This window comes from Halocatena marina (genome assembly GCF_023276375.1).
GTDB lineage: Archaea > Halobacteriota > Halobacteria > Halobacteriales > Haloarculaceae > Halocatena > Halocatena marina.
Genome location: NZ_JALLPK010000004.1, coordinates 31,683 through 48,633, shown reverse-complemented (window position 1 = coordinate 48,633; position 16,951 = coordinate 31,683). Strand labels below are relative to the sequence as shown.

Sequence of the window (16,951 nt, the reverse complement as noted above, 5' to 3'; positions counted from 1 at the left end):
TTGGATTAGTGATCAAACGCTACTGGGTAACCAACGATGACGGCAGTCTCAGAGAAATCAGACCATTCTGGAGAAGACAATACGGGCACAATTATTGAGGTTGAAGACGCGAGTGTTAAATTTCCATCATCAACCGGAGAATTGAAAGTTCTCAACAATGTGACCCTTGACATCAACCGGGGAGAAGTTCTCGGGATTGTTGGAGAGTCAGGCTCCGGCAAATCGATGTTTGGCTCCTCATTGCTTGATGCAGTCGAAGAGCCTGGTCACACAACAGGGTCGGTAACGTATCATCCGACCAATGGAGAACCGGTCTCCATTCTAGATCTCTCGGAAGACCAATTACGTGAACTCCGTTGGGAGGAAATTGCGATGGTATTCCAGGGCGCAATGGACTCGTTCAATCCAACAATGCGGATCCGAGAACACTTCGAAGAAACTCTTGAGGCTCACGACAGAGATCTTAAGGAAGGTATGCAACGATCTCGTCAGCTTATATCGGATCTGTATCTTGAGCCGGATCGTGTTTTGGATGCGTATCCCCACGAACTCTCCGGTGGGATGAGTCAGCGTGCACTCATTGCGTTGAGTCTACTTCTCGAACCGGATGTCCTTGTGATGGATGAACCCACTGCAGCGCTTGATCTGTTGATGCAGCAGTCAATCATCGCCTTGCTTAACGAAATTGGACAGAAATACGACCTGACGATGGTGTTTATTACTCACGACCTGCCTCTTGTCGCAAAGTTGGCGGACAGACTAGCAGTCGTTTATGCATTTGAGTTGGTTGAGGTCGGGCCGACGAGCCGACTGCTCCAATCAGCATCGCATCCGTATACACGGTCGTTGTTACGTGCAACACCAAATACACACGCACCACTTGAAGAAATGCGACCAATTGAGGGATCAGCGCCAAATCCAGCGAATGTTCCTATTGGCTGTTCCTACAATGACCGATGCCCAATTGCGAGCAATCACTGTACAGAGGAAGATCCAGTGTTGGAGAGTATAACGGATAATCATCGGGTCGCGTGCTTCTATCCGGAAGAAGCACGCAAATCAGTTCAATTCTCCCTCGAAAAGGGAGAAGAGGTGAACCAATGAGTGAACCTTTGATCTCACTTCACGATATTGACGTCCACTTTGGCGCTGAGAGTAATCCTTTTGGGTTGTTCGACGACGAAACGACAGTCAGGGCTGTTGACGGTGTCAGTTTAGACATTGGCGAGAATGACGTTGTCTCACTCGTTGGAGAAAGTGGATGTGGAAAAACGACCCTTGGGAAGACGACAATCGGTATCCAAGAGCCGACAAACGGGAGCGTTACATACCGGAATCAAGACCTCTGGAAAACTCGTCGTGGTGAAATCACCGACGGTGTTAGTTATAGTCAAATCCGCCGATCGCTTCAGATGATTCACCAAAATCCAGGGAGCTCGCTCAATCCAAATAAACGGGTGATAGAATCACTGACGCGGCCGCTGAAGAAGTGGAAGTCAACTCTCTCTCGAGAGGAACGGGAAGCTCGTGCTCTGGCAATGCTTGATCGGGTCGGCATGAAGCCACCATCAGATTTTGCGTACCGATACCCACACCAACTCTCAGGGGGTGAGGCTCAGCGAGTTGCTCTGGTTCGTGCATTGTTGATGGATCCGGAGCTAATCCTTGCCGATGAAGCAATCTCTGCTCTGGACGTTTCCCTACGGATTGAGATGATGGATCTCATGCTTGAACTGCAAGATGCATTCGATACCTCTTACCTCTTCATCTCACATGACCTTTCCAACGCACGGTATCTGGCTGAAAAAGCAGGAGGTCGGATCGGTGTGATGTACCTTGGGAAGCTCGTGGAGATTGGGCCGGTCGACCAGATCATCCATAACCCTACCCACCCGTACACGAAAGTATTGAATTGGGCGACTCCTGAACTTGAACTCGATAGTGAAATGCAAGGACATCCGCCAGTACGGTCAATCGATATTCCCGATCCGGAGAATCCACCATCAGGTTGCCGGTTCCATACGCGCTGTCCCGATGCCCGAGCGATGTGTAAAGAATATCCGCCAACTTTCGATACCTCCGATGGAGGAGAGGTCACCTGCTATCGTGCAGATTCAGATCATGAATACTGGGATAGCGAACCACTGGAAGGAACATAGGGGTGAAGCTATCCCTGACTATTGAATAGCACTTTCTGCGCCCATTTCGAAATCTGCATTTCCAACAATATCTTGTTACTTAACCGGTGTTTTTTTATGCTCTGTAGATAATGTTGACTGGAAGATGGTGAAGATCACAGGAATACCCGCCCGAATCGCGCTTATCATTGTATTGGGAATTGTTATCTCCGTAGCAACGTACCTGAATCTCGGGAAAACGGCAGGTACGTTCTTTGGCTTCGTATATATCCTTGCAATCCCATTTGCCTACGAGTTACTGAAGCGGGCCCCTCGAGGGACAGTATAGGTCTGCTTGTTCATCGACGAATGGCTTCTGTTGCTGTGTGGCTACTCCCGACTAGATGCATCGCGGTTACCGATGTGCCTCGATTGGGTGTTGAGATCGACAAGAGACGAGTTGAGTGATACACGAGCGGTACAATGAGTGCAATCGGCTACTCCTCGGTTCAATCGAATGCTGCTGCAAACGCGGACGTGATGAACAATGTCTCCACAGAACAGGGGCTTTCAGACACGATGGTAACCTGCAGCAGATAGCTTTCGTGAGTGCTTGTCTCGTATTATGTTGGAAAGGTAGAGGTAGTTATTTGTAGTATACGATTATTTCCGTAGATATGGAAGTCGCGTCAATAGAAGCAATTCCGCTGTCGTACTCACTCCCAGAAGGCCGTCGGTTTGGCGGGTCGCGTGGTATTACCGATACACGCGCAGCGACGCTCGTCCGCGTTGAAACCCGTGACGGACTTGTGGGATGGGGAGAGGCGTTCGCACCTCCTCGGACCATCGCAACCGCTATTGAGGAAATTGTCGCACCTTACATCGTTGGACGGTCACCGCACGCTGTCGAGACGCTGACCACTGATCTTTACGCCGGTGACTATCACTTCGGTCGTGGACCCGTCGTCCATAGCGCAGTAAGTGCTGCAGACATCGCTCTGTGGGATCTGAAGGGAAAAGCCGTCGGCGAACCCATCTCCCGTCTGCTTGGGACGTCCTCTTCTGACGTCTTCATAGATGGCTCTGTTCCCTCTGAGGTCGTGCCGTATGCCTCGACAATGTACATCACTGAGTGGGGAGAGGACCCTAAAACCCCAATGACAGAAGCTGCTGAAGAGGGATTTACCGCGGCCAAGATCAAGATCGGGTGTGGTATCGATGACGACATCCGACGGGTTCGAACGGCACGAGACGTTCTCGGTGAGGATGCAGATTTAATGGTTGATTTCAATGGTAACTATCGACCCAAGCAGGCTGCAAAAGCAATCAACGCGATTGAGCAATATGACATCACTTGGGCCGAAGAGCCGGTTCCTCCAGAAAATCTATCTGGCTACCGTGAACTATCCGAACGTGTTAATGTGCCGATCGCTGCTGGCGAGGCGCACTTTAACCGGTTCGAATTTAAGCAGTTGATCGACGACCGACTGATCGACGTTGTCCAGCCCAACGTTACCCACTGTGGAGGACTCTCAGAGGCGCGCTTCATTGCGAAACTCGCCACTACTGAGAATGTTGTCGTCCGACCACACGTCTGGAATGGTGGCGTCGGTCTTGTCGCCGCACTTCACTTTGCTGCATCTATTCCTTCATATCCACATGCGGGAGCGCTTCCCAACCCGATGTTGTTTGAATTCGACCGAAGTGAGAACCCAATTCGCGAGGAACTGTTGGTCGAACCACTCGACCCAACTGGTGGAGAACTCGCCGTCCCCAGTGATCCGGGGCTCGGTATCAATGTCGACGAGAATACCGTAGACCGTTTTCGACTCGAAGATGATCCCTGAGGAATTCCTCTAGCCACCGCTGGTGAGCAAACCTTATTGGACGTATCGGTTGTTATCCCACTGCAAATCTAAGAATTTCCTCAGCCGAATTATTAGTATTCCCGTGCCCCCATCTATCGTCACCGGATTAGGTATGATGAGGACAGTCTGGGATCAGTGATTGAGTATACTGCTCAGTAACTGTCGTAAACCGTTTTCTCGATTGTATAGAAGTCGAGTCCTGAATCACCTTGTTCACGCCACGTTTCTGATGAAGAGCGTTTAAATCCACCAAACGGCACGTGAAGCTCGAGTCCAGTCGTTTTCTGGTTGACCTTCACTACCCCGGCATCAGCCTCGTCGATAAAGCGGTTTGCTTCATTGTGGCTCTCGGTAACGACACTTGCCGAAAGACCATATTGGACATTATTCGCTACGTCGATCGCTCCATCAAAGTCATCGACTTCGATTACGGAGATTACGGGGCCGAACACTTCTTCTTGAGCAATTCGCATCTCGGAGTCTACGTTAGTAAAGACAGTTGGCTCCACAAAGTACCCGTTTGCAACAGCAGTTCCATCGGGAACACCACCCCCAGCAGCGAGCGTCGCACCTTCCTCAACAGCAATATCGATGTATTCGAGGGTGGAATCTCGCTCGTTTGCACTTACCTGCGGTCCCATTTCATGATCGCTTCCAGGCCCGATATCTATCGACTCTGCCCGGTCGATCAGTGCAGCAACGAAATCATCATGAATCGCACTGTCTACAATTGCCCGTGAACACGCGGTACAGGACTGTCCAGTAGTACCAAACCCACCTGTAGCTACGATATCAGCCGCTTTACTGGGATCAGCAGAACCAGTAACAACGGTGGGATTCTTTCCACCAAGTTCAGTTTGGACGCGCTTTCCAGCATCGGTTGCCTGATCATACACTGTCTGGCCGACCTGACTGCTACCGGTAAATGAAACAGCATCAGTGGACTCGTTCTCAATGAACTCAGATCCGACTTCCCTCCCGGGACCAGTGACTACGTTGAGGACACCAGCAGGAAGCCCCGCCTCATCCAGTGCCTTTGCAATTTTGAGGGACAGGCCCGGTGCAACCGAAGCTGGCTTGAGAACGACGCTATTGCCTGCAGCGAGTGCCGGAGCGAGTTTCCACGCAGGGATTGCAATTGGATAATTCCATGGCGTAATGAGAGCGGCGACTCCCACCGGTACTTTCCGTGTATAGAGAGTGGTATTTTTTCCACTTGATCCTTTTACGGTCCCTCCAAGATCAGCAGCTTTGGCTGCAAAGTAATGGAAAATATCGATCGCTCGTTGAACTTCTCCGGCTGCTTCAGCGTAGGATTTGCCTTCTTCGGAAACCAACAATCCAGTCAAGCCCTCCTTCTGATTAGCAAGAACAGTTCCGGCTTCACGAAGGATCCGCCCACGTTCGGGTCCTGGTGTGTTTTTCCAACTGTCTTGTGATTCGGCAGCCGCACTGACAGCAACGGCAGCGTCAGTGGAATTTGACTGTTGATATCGCGAGACGATTTCGTTCGGATTCGCGGGGTTCTCTACGTCAAAAGTATCGCCGGTTTCTGAAACGACCCACTCACCGTTGACGTAGTTTTTCGTACTCTCCGTCATCAAATATTGTTTCACAATCCAGTATTACCATTCTTACGGTACAGGCATAGAGTCAGGACCTCACGACTGAGCTTGTGGGCTGAGTTCGTTGTTTTTCAGTTGATTTCCCTTCGATACTGGACTAGCCCTGCGAAATCCGATGAGTAGCGATTTTTTGACGTATTAGAATAGAGGCAGTATATCCTCCATCTAATAGGTGGGATTTCCATATAGAGGAATAACAGCGACCACTCGTTTTCCGCTAATACTCGACTTCTCGGAAAAGTTTACATCTATAGTGTTGTAACTACCCATTACGGTGTTACGACTGTAAATATCGTCAGCTCTTCTTTGTCAAGAGGAAAGATACTTCAGAGTGTATTCCACATACCGGAACAGTTGTTTAGAGAAAAACACTACAGATCCCGTACTCTTTAGTGCTTGTTTGCAGGCATCCATACACAGCCTTCGACAGTGAAATTCCTCTATAAAGTAAGTACGTCCCAATTCTTTGTACACCTCGATGCTTTGGTCCGCAAAGCGAAGTACATCATGCGTGTCAACGCTGTCATTGATCCATGGTAGCCCACAATGCAGCGCTACTTTTTGAGGAATTTCTCGGCTACTTCAAGAACCTCAGTGTGATCCGTGAGGGAAGCAACTCCGTGTCCAACGAGAAAATTTCATTGCCTATCAAGTATGCTAATCCGGAATCTAATTTCGTGCTCACTTCCCGGTCAACGCGGCACAATTTTTAATTACTCGTCTTTGCAATCTCTAGTTGAGTGAATCCATAATGGATATCTTAGTCACAATTCCAGATCAGCATTCGAGACTGAAGACGTTCTTCAATGATACAATCCGAGATCGTCTCAATGACTTAGGGTCTGTAACGTGGAATTCGGGGACAGAACCATTAACACAGGACGAACTGAAATCGCTGCTTCCCGGCAAACAAGTGTGTATCACGGGGTGGAAGTCCTCTCAGATGACCGAAGATGTTCTTAAAAAGGCTGAAGACTTAGAGCTTATCGCACACGTCGGTGGAAGTGTTGCACCATATGTGTCGGATTATTCCTACGATCAGGGTATCACTGTATGTAGCGCAAATGACGTCATGGCAAAGATTGTCGCTGAATACATTCTGGGGAGTATATTATCATCACTCCGGGATATCCCTGCTATCGATGCAGAAATGAAAGCCGGTGAGTGGGATCGAGGACCAACACGAATTGACTCGCTCTTTGAAACAACAGTCGGATTCGTTGGACTTGGAACCATCGGAGAGTACTTACTTGATCTCTTGGCTCCATTTGATGTCGAAGTTCTCGTCTACGACCCATATATTTCGGATGCGAGAATCGCTGACTATGAGTTTGTTACTCGCGTGAATCTCGAGAAGGTGCTCACAGAATCTTCAATCGTTTCTATTCACGCATCGAAAACCGACGAAACGATTCACCTACTTGATGAGCCTAAACTTGAATTAATGCAGGACGACTCACTGCTGATTAATGCGGCTCGGGGATCGATAATCGAATCTGAAGATCTTATCCGTGAGCTTGAAACAGGGCGCATATCGGCTGTACTCGATGTCTTTGATCAAGAACCACTCCCAGCAAACCATAGATTACGAGAGTTTGAGAATGTTATTCTCACACCTCATATGGCTGGATCGGCGATCAGAGAGCCGCTCACGAGTACTATGGTCGATGAAATCAGCCGTTTCAAACAAAACCGTGCGTTGCAACATGAGATTCCGAAGAAGCAGTACAAACTCATGACTGAACAGTAGAGAGGCACGGAGATCAGCTGTGTTGAACCACTATGTAACGTTCTCTCGAAAAGAATTGCCACTACCGATATCTTTGGATGCGAGTCAATCATTGATTCCTTGCCATAAGTGACCGTGGAGTAAGCACGTGACCCAACGGATAACGGCCGAAACACAGTTTTTCTGAGTAATACCTGCGGCTATCGTAGTGTTCTCTAATGAGTCGATAAGACAGACCTAGTCTGAGATACCTAATGAAGGCGCTCAAACGTACGTTTTCAGGACTATAGGACGAGCTATAGCAATAGCTATAGGAGAGTGAGTGTTTTCATTCAGTATCTCGTAGTTAGTAGCGAAATTACATAGAGTTCACCAGCAGCATCTTTCAAGACACCAACTCGAAACCTGATCGCGTCGTTGTACGATATTTCGTGTTGATTGTTTTGTGTTGATCAAGAAAGTATAGATCTGCTCGTAATACGCTCTTCATGATCGAGGACGACTACTTGCGTGTTGCATTTGGAGAACGGGTTGAACGTATTTCGAACTTCGTTGATTCTGTCGGATCCCACCATTGTATTCGTTCGAGCATAGAGAATCACGGAGACACCCACCCCACGTTTCCGACGTACCATCGAGAAGCTAAGGGGAAAACATTGTAGAAGTAAATTATTGACATGAGATAATTTATATTTGGTCTGTGTTGTTCGATGTATGTCACATGATCATTAACTTAATAAGGTTTGGGAGTGAATAGCCCACTAAGTCAAATTCGTTTCCAGCGAGAACGAAATATATTCGTTCTCAGTTGAACCAAGGGTTTTTCGAGTGTTTTCTATAGTCTTCTAACACTGTGACAGGTGACGTTACACTTAATTGCCTATCGCAAAAGGACTTCTTCGACTCCACCTCCTTCCGTCAGTGAAATACGACGGAAACGTGGGGTGGGTGTGTAGTCAGCACTTCGTTCTTATCGAACAGCTATCTTTCAGCTTCATCTGTCGACAACGGAAACCTGGTATTAGTGTCGACAAACTAATTATTGGCTTACTCGGGCTCTATCCATCAAATTCAGTGACTATACGTCGGAAACATGGGGTTTACCTGCCCACTAGTTTTATACATCTAGCACCCAAATTCGTTGTATTCAATGACGTCTGATCCCCCATCAAGTACCGTCAACGATCCACTTTTTGACTCTAACCATCGAATTTTCTCAGACAAGGATCTCCTAAAGATCGGTCACGTCCCAGAGGCAGATCGTATTGTTGGACGTGACGAAGAGATCTCCAAGCTTGCAAAACGTCTTAATGGAGCAGTTTTTGGATCCTCTCCCGAGAACGTGATGATTTACGGTAAAACTGGAACCGGAAAATCGTTGGTATCAAGACATGTGAGCCAACGTGCGCAAAATGCAGCAGAGGATAATATTGATATTGGCACTGCGTACATCGATTGCGCGGAAGATAACACCGAAACTCAAGTAATTTCGTCACTCGCTGCAAAACTAAATGACGAATCAGCCACCGATATCTCTGTCCCGTATACAGGTCTCAGCACATCGAAATATTACAAACTTCTTTGGAAGACGCTTGATACACAATTTGATTCTACCATCCTCATTCTCGATGAGATCGACTTGATGAACAACGACAGTGTCTTGATGAAGCTCTCACGAGCTGAGGAAGCCGGAAAAATCGACTGTAGTATCGGTGTTATTGCAATCAGTAACAAAATCCAGTATGTCGATAACCTAAACGAACGAGTCAAAAGTAGTTTCCAGCACAAGGAGATTTTCTTCAAACCATATGACGCAAACCAGCTTCGTGAGATCATGTTTAACCGTGAGGATGCCTTTCGGGATGGTGTCCTTACTGAGGATGTTATACCACTTTCTGCCGCATTTGCAGCTCAGGAACACGGCGACGCTCGGAAGGCGATCGACATTCTTCGCCATGCTGGCGAAGTGGCCTATGAAGATGAGGCAGAGAGGGTTCATGAAAACCATGTCCGTCGGGCACAACAGCACGCTGAAAAAGATCGTTTTCGAGAACTTGTAAACGGCGCCCCTACCCAAGCAAAGGCTGCGTTGCTCGCTTTGACCGAACTCAGTCTCAACTCCAAGGATGATGTGTTTCTCACTGGTCGGATTTATGATCAGTACGAGAACATTTGTATGGAACTGAATATGGATAGTTTATCTGTTCGGCGTTTCCGCGACATTCTGAAAGAACAAGCGTTTCTTGGCGTCGTGGAAATTGAGAAGATCAATAAGGGAAGTGCTGGTGGAATCCACCTTCAAAACCGTCTTATCGAAGATCCCGAAGTTGTTCGCGAAACGATTCTCGAAGATTCTCGTATGCAGAGATGACAAGCGATCCCTTGACTTTTCCATTCGTTTGACGACGGAAATCCGGGGTGGGTGATGGAGAAACGACGGAAATGTAGGGGGTGATACACACGGTATTAGTGTGCATCAACGACGGAGACGTCGGAAACGTGGGGGGTGTGGTTGGAGAGATGCTAACCTTGGGATTTTAAAATTAAACATCATTCTAAAAACTATTCTCATGTCTTCGCTGATCGGTTCAATTACTAAAATTCTATATGTGGGATGCCAATATAAAGAAAACTGATCATCGTGCTCGACGCTGTTGTTTTGCACGAGCTATTATTAGGAAGAAACCGTCGGCATTCCGGACGACATGATCGAAGACCTTCTAGCGTCCCGCATCGTGTTGAGCAACGATACTTATTTCGTCCCGAAACGCAGACAGACCAGTGAAAAAGCCGTTGTGAGTCGCATAGAATCACACGGTGATACGACAGTAGTAGTCGGAGTTGAGATCGAGACACATTTGTCTCGCCGTATAAAACGAATGAATGTAATTGGATATTCGGGATGTCTATCGTCTAACATTTCTCCATCTCAAGCACAAAGTAAATCCATGGTCAGTATGTCATCGTGTGAGACAATTCCAACCAACGATTCAGCTGCAGCAACTATTGAATCCGTCGAACACTAGAATGAGTTAGAAAGTAAAGTGTTCGAATAGTCGGCGTGCAAACCCTGGTCGGCGTGATTTATGCGGATACACGGTAATCGTTATGCATCCTGGACTTGGGAAAACTGGATAGTCATCGAACAGTACGCCCCGAAGTCTCTCATCAGTGCCGCGACGCACAACCACATCTGGAATCGATGGTTGCCCGCCGTCGGCTCTGATGGACTCCACACGGACTGGAACGGAAAGAATCTCCGAGAGTTCGGATTGGTAGTCATCGATCGTACGCTTGTACTGCTCTGTGCTCTTCCGATCAGCGGGATACCAGAGTGAAATATATCCCTCATTCGCGACGGCGATGGCTTCGGCAACGTTCACTGCCTGTGGTGGGTGCGGTCCACCATCTCCAGAGAGAGCGACATGCTCTGGCTGGTCGTAGCCGAGATTATCCACGAGAAGCACATCACACGGTGCGTGGCGAACAACCCAATCAATGGGATCGCCAAACAATCGGGACCGAAGCCGAAGTGGCTCGTGTTCGGCCACTATCGTGTCCACCCCTCGATTGTCTGCGAAGTTGACGACCGCGTGCTTCGTGTCGTGGCTCACGATCTCGTCGGCCTCAATGTCGACCGCCAACTCCGTCGAGAGCGACTCAATCCGCGTTTCGTACGAGATATCTGAGGAGGACCGAACCGTCACGTCCTCAGTAAGAGGGGTCTGATCGGGAACTTCCTCGAACCGAACGACAACTACGCGACCGTCGTCCGAACGAACGAGATCGGCAGCGATGGCAACCAGCGATCGTTCACGAGTCTCATCCAGATTCTTGGTGAACGCAACGAGAACTTCACGGGGTGTGTCGTCCATGACGGACTTAGTTTCTGTGAGTACGTCTCTTCTGACTCGTCGGCGAACCGCGTCCGTCGCTGCCCCTTCTCGGCTCACCCGCGGTCGGACGTAGATCACGTACCAGCCGATGCTCCCAACGGCGATGACAACGGCCCCAACGAGAGCAACCGTCCCCATCTGGGTCAGCAAGAGGAGTCCAGTGATGGCACCGAACACCTGTATCCAAGGGTACAGTGGCGACGTAAACTCGGGGTCGTACTCTGTGCTACCCTCACGGAAGGCAATGACAGCCAAATTGATGAGTCCGAACACGAGAATTTGGAATGCACTGGCGAGTTTCGCAATATCGAGAATAGGCACGAACGCAATGAGTATCAACAGCACCACTCCAGTGAGCGTAATTGAGGGTACGGGCGTTCCGAACCGATCGCTTACCGCTGAGAGAGTAGGTGGAGCAAGACTATCTCGACTCATCGCGAACGGATACCGCGATGAGGAGAGAATACCTGCGTTGGCCGTCGAAATCAGCGCGAGAATGGCTGCAAGAATGACGACGATGACACCGAACTGACCGAGCGTCGACTCCGCGGCGACTGCCACTGGTGTCAGTGAACCAGCGACGCTCCTCGAATCCGTCACTCCGACCAGTATCGTCACGATAGCTACGTACAGCACTGTCGTGAATACGAGCGACCCAAGAATACCGAATGGGATGTTACGGCCCGGATTTTCGACCTCTTCGGCGACACTCGCGACCTTCGTGACGCCAGCGTAGGAGACGAATACCAATCCAGTTGCAGCAAGGAGTCCACCGACGCCAGCATCGAAGAAGTTGGCGTAGTTGGCGGACTGGACGCTGGGTGCGCTTCCGGCAGCGAACCAGCCGAGGGCAGCCAACATGACGATCACGATCGCTACCTGTAGCCGACCCGTCTGTTTCGCACCGACTACATTTATGAGTATCAGCAACGCTGCGAGTCCGAGAGCAACTGGTTTTAGTGGAAGATCGAACAGTAAGAGCAAGTACGGGACACCACCGACGAGCGCAAGCGCTCCCTTGAACGACAGGGAGAACCACGTCCCGATGCCGGCAATGGTGCCAAGCAACGGGCCCATTCCCCGCTCGATATAAATATATGTACCGCCAGCTTCGGGCATCGCGGTCGCCATTTCGGACTTCGAAAGGGCGGCCGGAACGACAAGCAGTCCTGCAAGAGCGTATGCGAGAATCACTGCTGTTCCTGCGATCTCAAGTGCGAGCGCTGGCAGGATGAAGATACCACTACCGATCATCGCCCCGATGCTTATCGCGAGTACGGATGGCAGTCCGAGGTCGCGTTCGAGCTCCTTCATATGGTATTGACGAGCGCGTCAGACAGGGCGGACGTCGCACAGACAGGGTTGTGACCGGCTTCTCTAAACATATCAAAGTGCTCCGGGACGTTAGTCAATACGATGATATTTGTCACGTCAAAGCAAGCTCGAACGAGCTGTGCGATAAGCAAGTTGCGGCTGTCTGACTCAGTGGCTACGACGACCGCTGATGCGGCACCCACTCCAGCCGTCTCGAGGGTTTGGACGTCTATTTGATCTCCCTCGAACCCAGATGTTTCAGATCGGCCATTCAATTCGTCCAATACACAAACGGTATGGTCATTTACTCGGAGACGGCGGGCAACAGCAGGACCAACATGTCTGCTACCCAGCACGTAGTACGAGCTCGTTTCATGTTCTGTGGATCGATCATCTACGTCGGTTGGATTCGGCGTCATATGCGTGGGTTAGTATCGAATGAAATTTCGTTCCGACTGCGTATGTTCATTCCCATGTATGTGACGGAAGCCCTTAAACTATAGTATTTATTTGACGATCCGTCAATTTTATACCGATATCAAGCCTTATCCGTTATATGGATATCTCGATCATCTAACCCTATTTCGTTGTCCAACAGAAGGTCAGAGCGTCACAGATGATTGACTGGAGTTATTTGACCTTCCTTAAGAATGAAACATCGTTCGTGATCTGTCGTCAATATCGTGCTAGATGATTGGGATAGAACAAGACTAATGGTTGAACCGAGCACCAAAATAAGATACAAATGAAGGATGGCAAATTGGATTCAGTAGATAAACATATCCTCTATTATCTCCAGCAGGATGCCAGAGGAACATCGTCCAGCGACATCGCAGAGAAACTTGATCTCTCATCGAGCACCGTAAGAACACGTCTCAATAAGCTCGAGGCGAGCGGTATCGTTCGTGGATACCATATCGATATTGACTACGACCTCGCGGGGTATCCACTCTATACGAAAATCATCTGCACAGCACCCGTTCCAGAACGAGCTGACTTCGCAAACCAGGCCCGTGACATACGCGGCGTAACGGCAGTTCGGGAGATTATGACTGGAGAACGGAACGTATATGTGAATGCCATCGGGAAAGATCACGATGACCTCAATCGAATAAGCGAAGAGCTTGACGGAATCGGATTGAACATCGTTGATGAGCAACTCATACGTGACGAGTTCGTCTGTCCCTACCATGGTTTCCTCGACCAAGAAGACGAGTCGTAGTCGCTCGAATTAAGAAAGAGACTCACACGTGTCACCGGGAATCTCGAGAGATAATAAACAGATCCACAACTCAGTGTCAATTGCACAAAGCGAACTCTCCTTTCTACGATTACAATAGAGCCACGTGCAATTGTTCTCTTTGTGATAGTGTTGTAATTAACACTTATTGAGGAATTGGATTGTTTCTCCAGAGGGGTACTCCCGATTAGTTGGAAACGAAGATTCTCCAATTGGTTCCAGTGATCTCTATTGATTTGCTCCCCGGTTATCCGCTTCATCGAAAGAATACAGGACAGAATCCCCAATCGTCTCCATGTTTAAATACTATACCAACGATTTTAACGTTCTATACATAAATCTATTAACGATCTGTCCCTAGTAGACGAGCATGCACGGTAGCGTTGATGGTGAATCCGAGGATCTGCTCGCCCACGTACTTCTGCCCGTCGCCAACGAAAACGACGCTCTCGCGACGGCGACCGCACTTGAACCGTATCGCCCATCGAACGTTACAACGCTCCACGTTGTAGAGAAAGGAGAAGGTGTCCCAGACAAAACGCCGGTTGTGCAATCGGAGGAGATAGCAAGGGAATCGTATGCCGCTGTTCGCACGGTGTTTCCTAATGCTGACGAGCACACCGCTTACGCCAGAGATATCGTTGGCACAATATTTTCGGCTGCTGACGAGGTCAATGCGAGTGCCATCGTGTACCGTTCCCGTGGTGGTGGCCGAGTTATGAAGTTTCTCTCGGGAGATCTTTCTCCGAAGCTTGTTACGAACGCGGACCGTCCAGTGATTGCCCTCCCACACGTAGACACCAACGAATGAGCGACGAGGAACTTGCGAAGGACCTTGGGCTGCTCTCAGCGCTGACCATCGGGATTGGCACGATGATTGGCGCGGGCATCTTCGTCCTCCCGGGCGTTGCAGCCAGCACCGCCGGCCCCATTGTCGTCGTCTCGTTCGTGATCGGCGGGCTAATCGCGATGGTGAACGCGCTGTCGGTCTCCGAACTCGGGACAGCGATGCCCAAAGCCGGCGGTGGCTACTACTACGTCAATCGAGCACTTGGCCCTCTGTTCGGTTCGATCGCCGGCCTCGGCGACTGGATGGGTCTTGCGTTCGCCTCGGCGTTCTACAGCATCGGCTTCGGTCAGTATCTCACCACGCTGCTCCCGATTCCGGACATTCTATTCCTCTCGGACATTCAGGTAGGGGCACTCATCGCCGGTACCGTTTTCGTCGGTGTCAACTACATCGGTGCCAAAGAGACCGGTGGCGTCCAGACGGTCATCGTAACTATCTTGCTATCGATCCTCGCTCTGTTTGCGATTCAGGGCTGGCTGTCGTTCGATGTTGGGACGCTGCTGAGTGATGGCGGCCTCACTCCTCTAGGATATGGCGCGATACTCCCAGGAACAGCGCTGATCTTCGTCTCCTTTCTCGGCTACGCGAAGATTGCGACAGTCGCTGAGGAGCTGAAGAATCCAGGGCGGAACTTGCCCATCGCGGTCATCGGAAGCGTCGCCATCGTGACGGTCGTCTACGCAGTCCTCGTGAGTATTTTGCTGGGCGTGGTTCCTTGGCCCGAGCTGAGCCAAACAGCGCCGCTTACTCAGGCGACTCAGGTCGCATTCCCTGGTGGGTTGACCGGTGTCGCTGTCACCGTCGTGACGCTCGGGGCATTGCTGGCGACAGCTTCGAGCGCAAATGCGTCGATCCTCGCATCGGCTCGGATCAACTTTGCGATGGGCCGGGACCGGATCGTCACCAATTGGCTCAACGAGATCCATCCTTCGTACGCGACGCCGTACCGGTCAATCGTCCTCACAGGTGCAATGATTATTGTCTTCATTGCGATGTTGGGCCAGGACATCGAGGTGCTTGCGAAGGCAGCTAGTGTCCTCCACCTCGTCGTCTATGCACTGATGAACGCAGCGCTCATCGTATTCCGTGAAACCGATCCCGACTACGATCCGGTGTTCACCGTGCCGCTGTATCCTTTCACACCCATCCTCGGAATGGTTCTCTCGATCGGACTGCTGGCGTTTGTCGGCCAGCGAGAGCTATTCCTATCGGCGGTCTTCATCGTCGTGGCCTTCGGGTGGTACTTCGGGTACGCACGCAATCGGGCTGATGGACAGGGGCTCCTCGGCAAGCACATTCTGGATCGCGGGGGGGACCTGCCCTCGCCTGTCGTCGATGCGGCAGCGAGTGTTGCTCCAGATGGCACTACCGAGGACATGGAAACGCCGACAACGATGGTCGCGCTCTCGAACCCCCGAACCGAACACTCGCTCGTCGCCTTGGCAGCAGCCCTTGCGAAGCACGACAGCGGGCAACTCCTCGCAGTCCACGTCATTCAAGTGCCGAACCAGACACCGCTGGCGGCTGCAGCCAACCAGCGCGAGCGTATCTCGGAGATGTCTGGGCAACTTTTGGCCAACGCCCGAACGGACGCTGAAGAGCTTGGAGTGCCCATCGAGACGCGGACAATCCTCTCACACGAGGGACTCGACGAGGTGTTCGATGCAGCCCGTTCTCACGATGTCGATAGGCTCATTATGGGTCATCGGGGAACACGCCTCGCTGGGAGCCGAGCGGAAGGGACACTGGACGAGTTGATGCACAATCTACCGTGTGACGTACTCGTGCTCGACGAACGAGGGTTCAACCCAAGCGAGATCCTTCTGCCGACCGCCGGTGGCCACTCTTCGGATCTGTCTGCGGAGGTCGCGCGGGCATTACAGCAGACGGTCGACGCGCGTGTCTCGATTCTTCACGTGACCGATAACCCACCGACGGGCCAGAACTTCATCGAAGGATGGGCCACCGATCACGGATTGGACGAGGCCGAGCTGCTGGTAGAGACTGGCGACGTCGAGACCGCGATCGGGAGAGCAGCAACTGATCGGACATTAGTCATTGTTGGGGCTACAGAGCGTGGATTGCTTTCGAGAATCATTGGCGGATCGCTAACACTGTCGGTTCTCGACGATCTAGAGACAACTGTGCTACTCGCCGAGCGACCACATGACCGTTCACTGTTAGAGCGGCTGTTGGGTTAATCGATCCATGTGAACCCACTGACAGCACTGGAACCGGTGGTGTGGGATGAAGTAGCCACACCCTGCGCTGAACGACGTCTTTGCAGATGAGTTATAATTCAAAAACCTGTC

Annotated in this window: 12 protein-coding genes; 9 read left to right on the top strand and 3 right to left on the bottom strand. The window is 50.6% G+C overall.

Annotated elements, in window-relative coordinates; genetic code table 11:
• The first annotated feature begins 159 nt into the window (after window positions 1-159).
• The 4 genes from MW898_RS23120 (at window position 160) to MW898_RS23105 (ending at window position 3,964) form a co-directional block, all read left to right on the top strand.
• Entirely contained in the window at window positions 160-1,104 is a 945-nt protein-coding gene (locus tag MW898_RS23120; RefSeq protein WP_309242264.1) for an ABC transporter ATP-binding protein, read from the top strand.
• A complete protein-coding gene (locus MW898_RS23115; RefSeq protein WP_248910633.1) occupies window positions 1,101-2,159 on the top strand; it encodes an ABC transporter ATP-binding protein in 1,059 nt (352 codons plus the stop codon). The genes MW898_RS23120 and MW898_RS23115 overlap by 4 nt, the downstream gene beginning before the upstream one ends.
• A gap of 124 nt (window positions 2,160-2,283) precedes the next feature.
• Window positions 2,284-2,466, top strand: coding sequence for a hypothetical protein (locus tag MW898_RS23110; protein ID WP_248910632.1), 183 nt, complete (start codon window positions 2,284-2,286; stop codon window positions 2,464-2,466).
• Window positions 2,467-2,794: 328 nt separating this feature from the next.
• The gene (locus MW898_RS23105; protein WP_248910631.1) at window positions 2,795-3,964 is read left to right on the top strand and encodes a mandelate racemase/muconate lactonizing enzyme family protein; all 1,170 of its coding nucleotides are present in this window, start codon (window positions 2,795-2,797) and stop codon (window positions 3,962-3,964) included.
• Between the two features lie 173 nt (window positions 3,965-4,137).
• On the opposite strand, the gene xacF is transcribed toward MW898_RS23105, so the two are convergent.
• On the bottom strand, window positions 4,138-5,586 hold the full coding sequence (gene xacF, locus MW898_RS23100) for a 2,5-dioxovalerate dehydrogenase (RefSeq protein WP_248910630.1): 1,449 nt from the start codon (window positions 5,584-5,586) through the stop codon (window positions 4,138-4,140).
• Window positions 5,587-6,361: 775 nt separating this feature from the next.
• Here xacF and MW898_RS23095 point away from each other — a divergent pair.
• Window positions 6,362-7,360 carry a hydroxyacid dehydrogenase gene (locus MW898_RS23095; RefSeq protein WP_248910629.1) on the top strand — a complete coding sequence of 333 codons (999 nt, stop codon included), beginning with the start codon at window positions 6,362-6,364 and terminating at the stop codon, window positions 7,358-7,360.
• Between the two features lie 1,129 nt (window positions 7,361-8,489).
• Window positions 8,490-9,710: an orc1/cdc6 family replication initiation protein gene (locus MW898_RS23090; protein WP_248910628.1), complete on the top strand. Its 1,221-nt coding sequence runs from the start codon at window positions 8,490-8,492 to the stop codon at window positions 9,708-9,710.
• Between the two features lie 661 nt (window positions 9,711-10,371).
• Here MW898_RS23090 and MW898_RS23085 read toward each other — a convergent pair.
• Both MW898_RS23085 and MW898_RS26430 read right to left on the bottom strand, forming a co-directional pair.
• Window positions 10,372-12,549: an amino acid permease gene (locus MW898_RS23085; protein WP_248910627.1), complete on the bottom strand. Its 2,178-nt coding sequence runs from the start codon at window positions 12,547-12,549 to the stop codon at window positions 10,372-10,374.
• Window positions 12,546-12,968, bottom strand: coding sequence for an NAD-binding protein (locus MW898_RS26430; protein ID WP_373689906.1), 423 nt, complete (start codon window positions 12,966-12,968; stop codon window positions 12,546-12,548). Before MW898_RS26430 ends, MW898_RS23085 begins: the two co-directional genes overlap by 4 nt.
• A 326-nt stretch (window positions 12,969-13,294) precedes the next feature.
• Here MW898_RS26430 and MW898_RS23080 point away from each other — a divergent pair, with 326 nt between their 5' ends.
• From MW898_RS23080 to MW898_RS23070, 3 genes are all read left to right on the top strand, one after another.
• Window positions 13,295-13,771, top strand: coding sequence for an Lrp/AsnC family transcriptional regulator (locus tag MW898_RS23080; protein WP_248910626.1), 477 nt, complete (start codon window positions 13,295-13,297; stop codon window positions 13,769-13,771).
• Window positions 13,772-14,159: 388 nt separating this feature from the next.
• Window positions 14,160-14,600 (top strand): universal stress protein, encoded by a 441-nt coding sequence (locus MW898_RS23075; protein WP_248910625.1) that lies wholly within the window; start codon window positions 14,160-14,162, stop codon window positions 14,598-14,600.
• Window positions 14,597-16,840, top strand: a complete 2,244-nt coding sequence (locus MW898_RS23070) for an amino acid permease (RefSeq protein ID WP_248910624.1) — start codon at window positions 14,597-14,599, stop codon at window positions 16,838-16,840. Before MW898_RS23075 ends, MW898_RS23070 begins: the two co-directional genes overlap by 4 nt.
• Window positions 16,841-16,951: the final 111 nt, after the last annotated feature.

Bases quoted from the DNA above. Each gene is read 5' to 3' on its own strand.
- MW898_RS23080 (WP_248910626.1), top strand. From the start codon at position 13,295: ATGAAGGATGGCAAATTGGATTCAGTAGATAAACATATCCTCTATTAT.
- MW898_RS26430 (WP_373689906.1), bottom strand. From the start codon at position 12,968: ATGACGCCGAATCCAACCGACGTAGATGATCGATCCACAGAACATGAA.
- MW898_RS23105 (WP_248910631.1), top strand. From the start codon at position 2,795: ATGGAAGTCGCGTCAATAGAAGCAATTCCGCTGTCGTACTCACTCCCA.
- MW898_RS23085 (WP_248910627.1), bottom strand. From the start codon at position 12,549: ATGAAGGAGCTCGAACGCGACCTCGGACTGCCATCCGTACTCGCGATA.
- MW898_RS23090 (WP_248910628.1), top strand. From the start codon at position 8,490: ATGACGTCTGATCCCCCATCAAGTACCGTCAACGATCCACTTTTTGAC.
- MW898_RS23110 (WP_248910632.1), top strand. From the start codon at position 2,284: ATGGTGAAGATCACAGGAATACCCGCCCGAATCGCGCTTATCATTGTA.
- MW898_RS23075 (WP_248910625.1), top strand. From the start codon at position 14,160: ATGCACGGTAGCGTTGATGGTGAATCCGAGGATCTGCTCGCCCACGTA.
- MW898_RS23115 (WP_248910633.1), top strand. From the start codon at position 1,101: ATGAGTGAACCTTTGATCTCACTTCACGATATTGACGTCCACTTTGGC.
- MW898_RS23070 (WP_248910624.1), top strand. From the start codon at position 14,597: ATGAGCGACGAGGAACTTGCGAAGGACCTTGGGCTGCTCTCAGCGCTG.
- MW898_RS23095 (WP_248910629.1), top strand. From the start codon at position 6,362: ATGGATATCTTAGTCACAATTCCAGATCAGCATTCGAGACTGAAGACG.
- xacF (WP_248910630.1), bottom strand. From the start codon at position 5,586: ATGACGGAGAGTACGAAAAACTACGTCAACGGTGAGTGGGTCGTTTCA.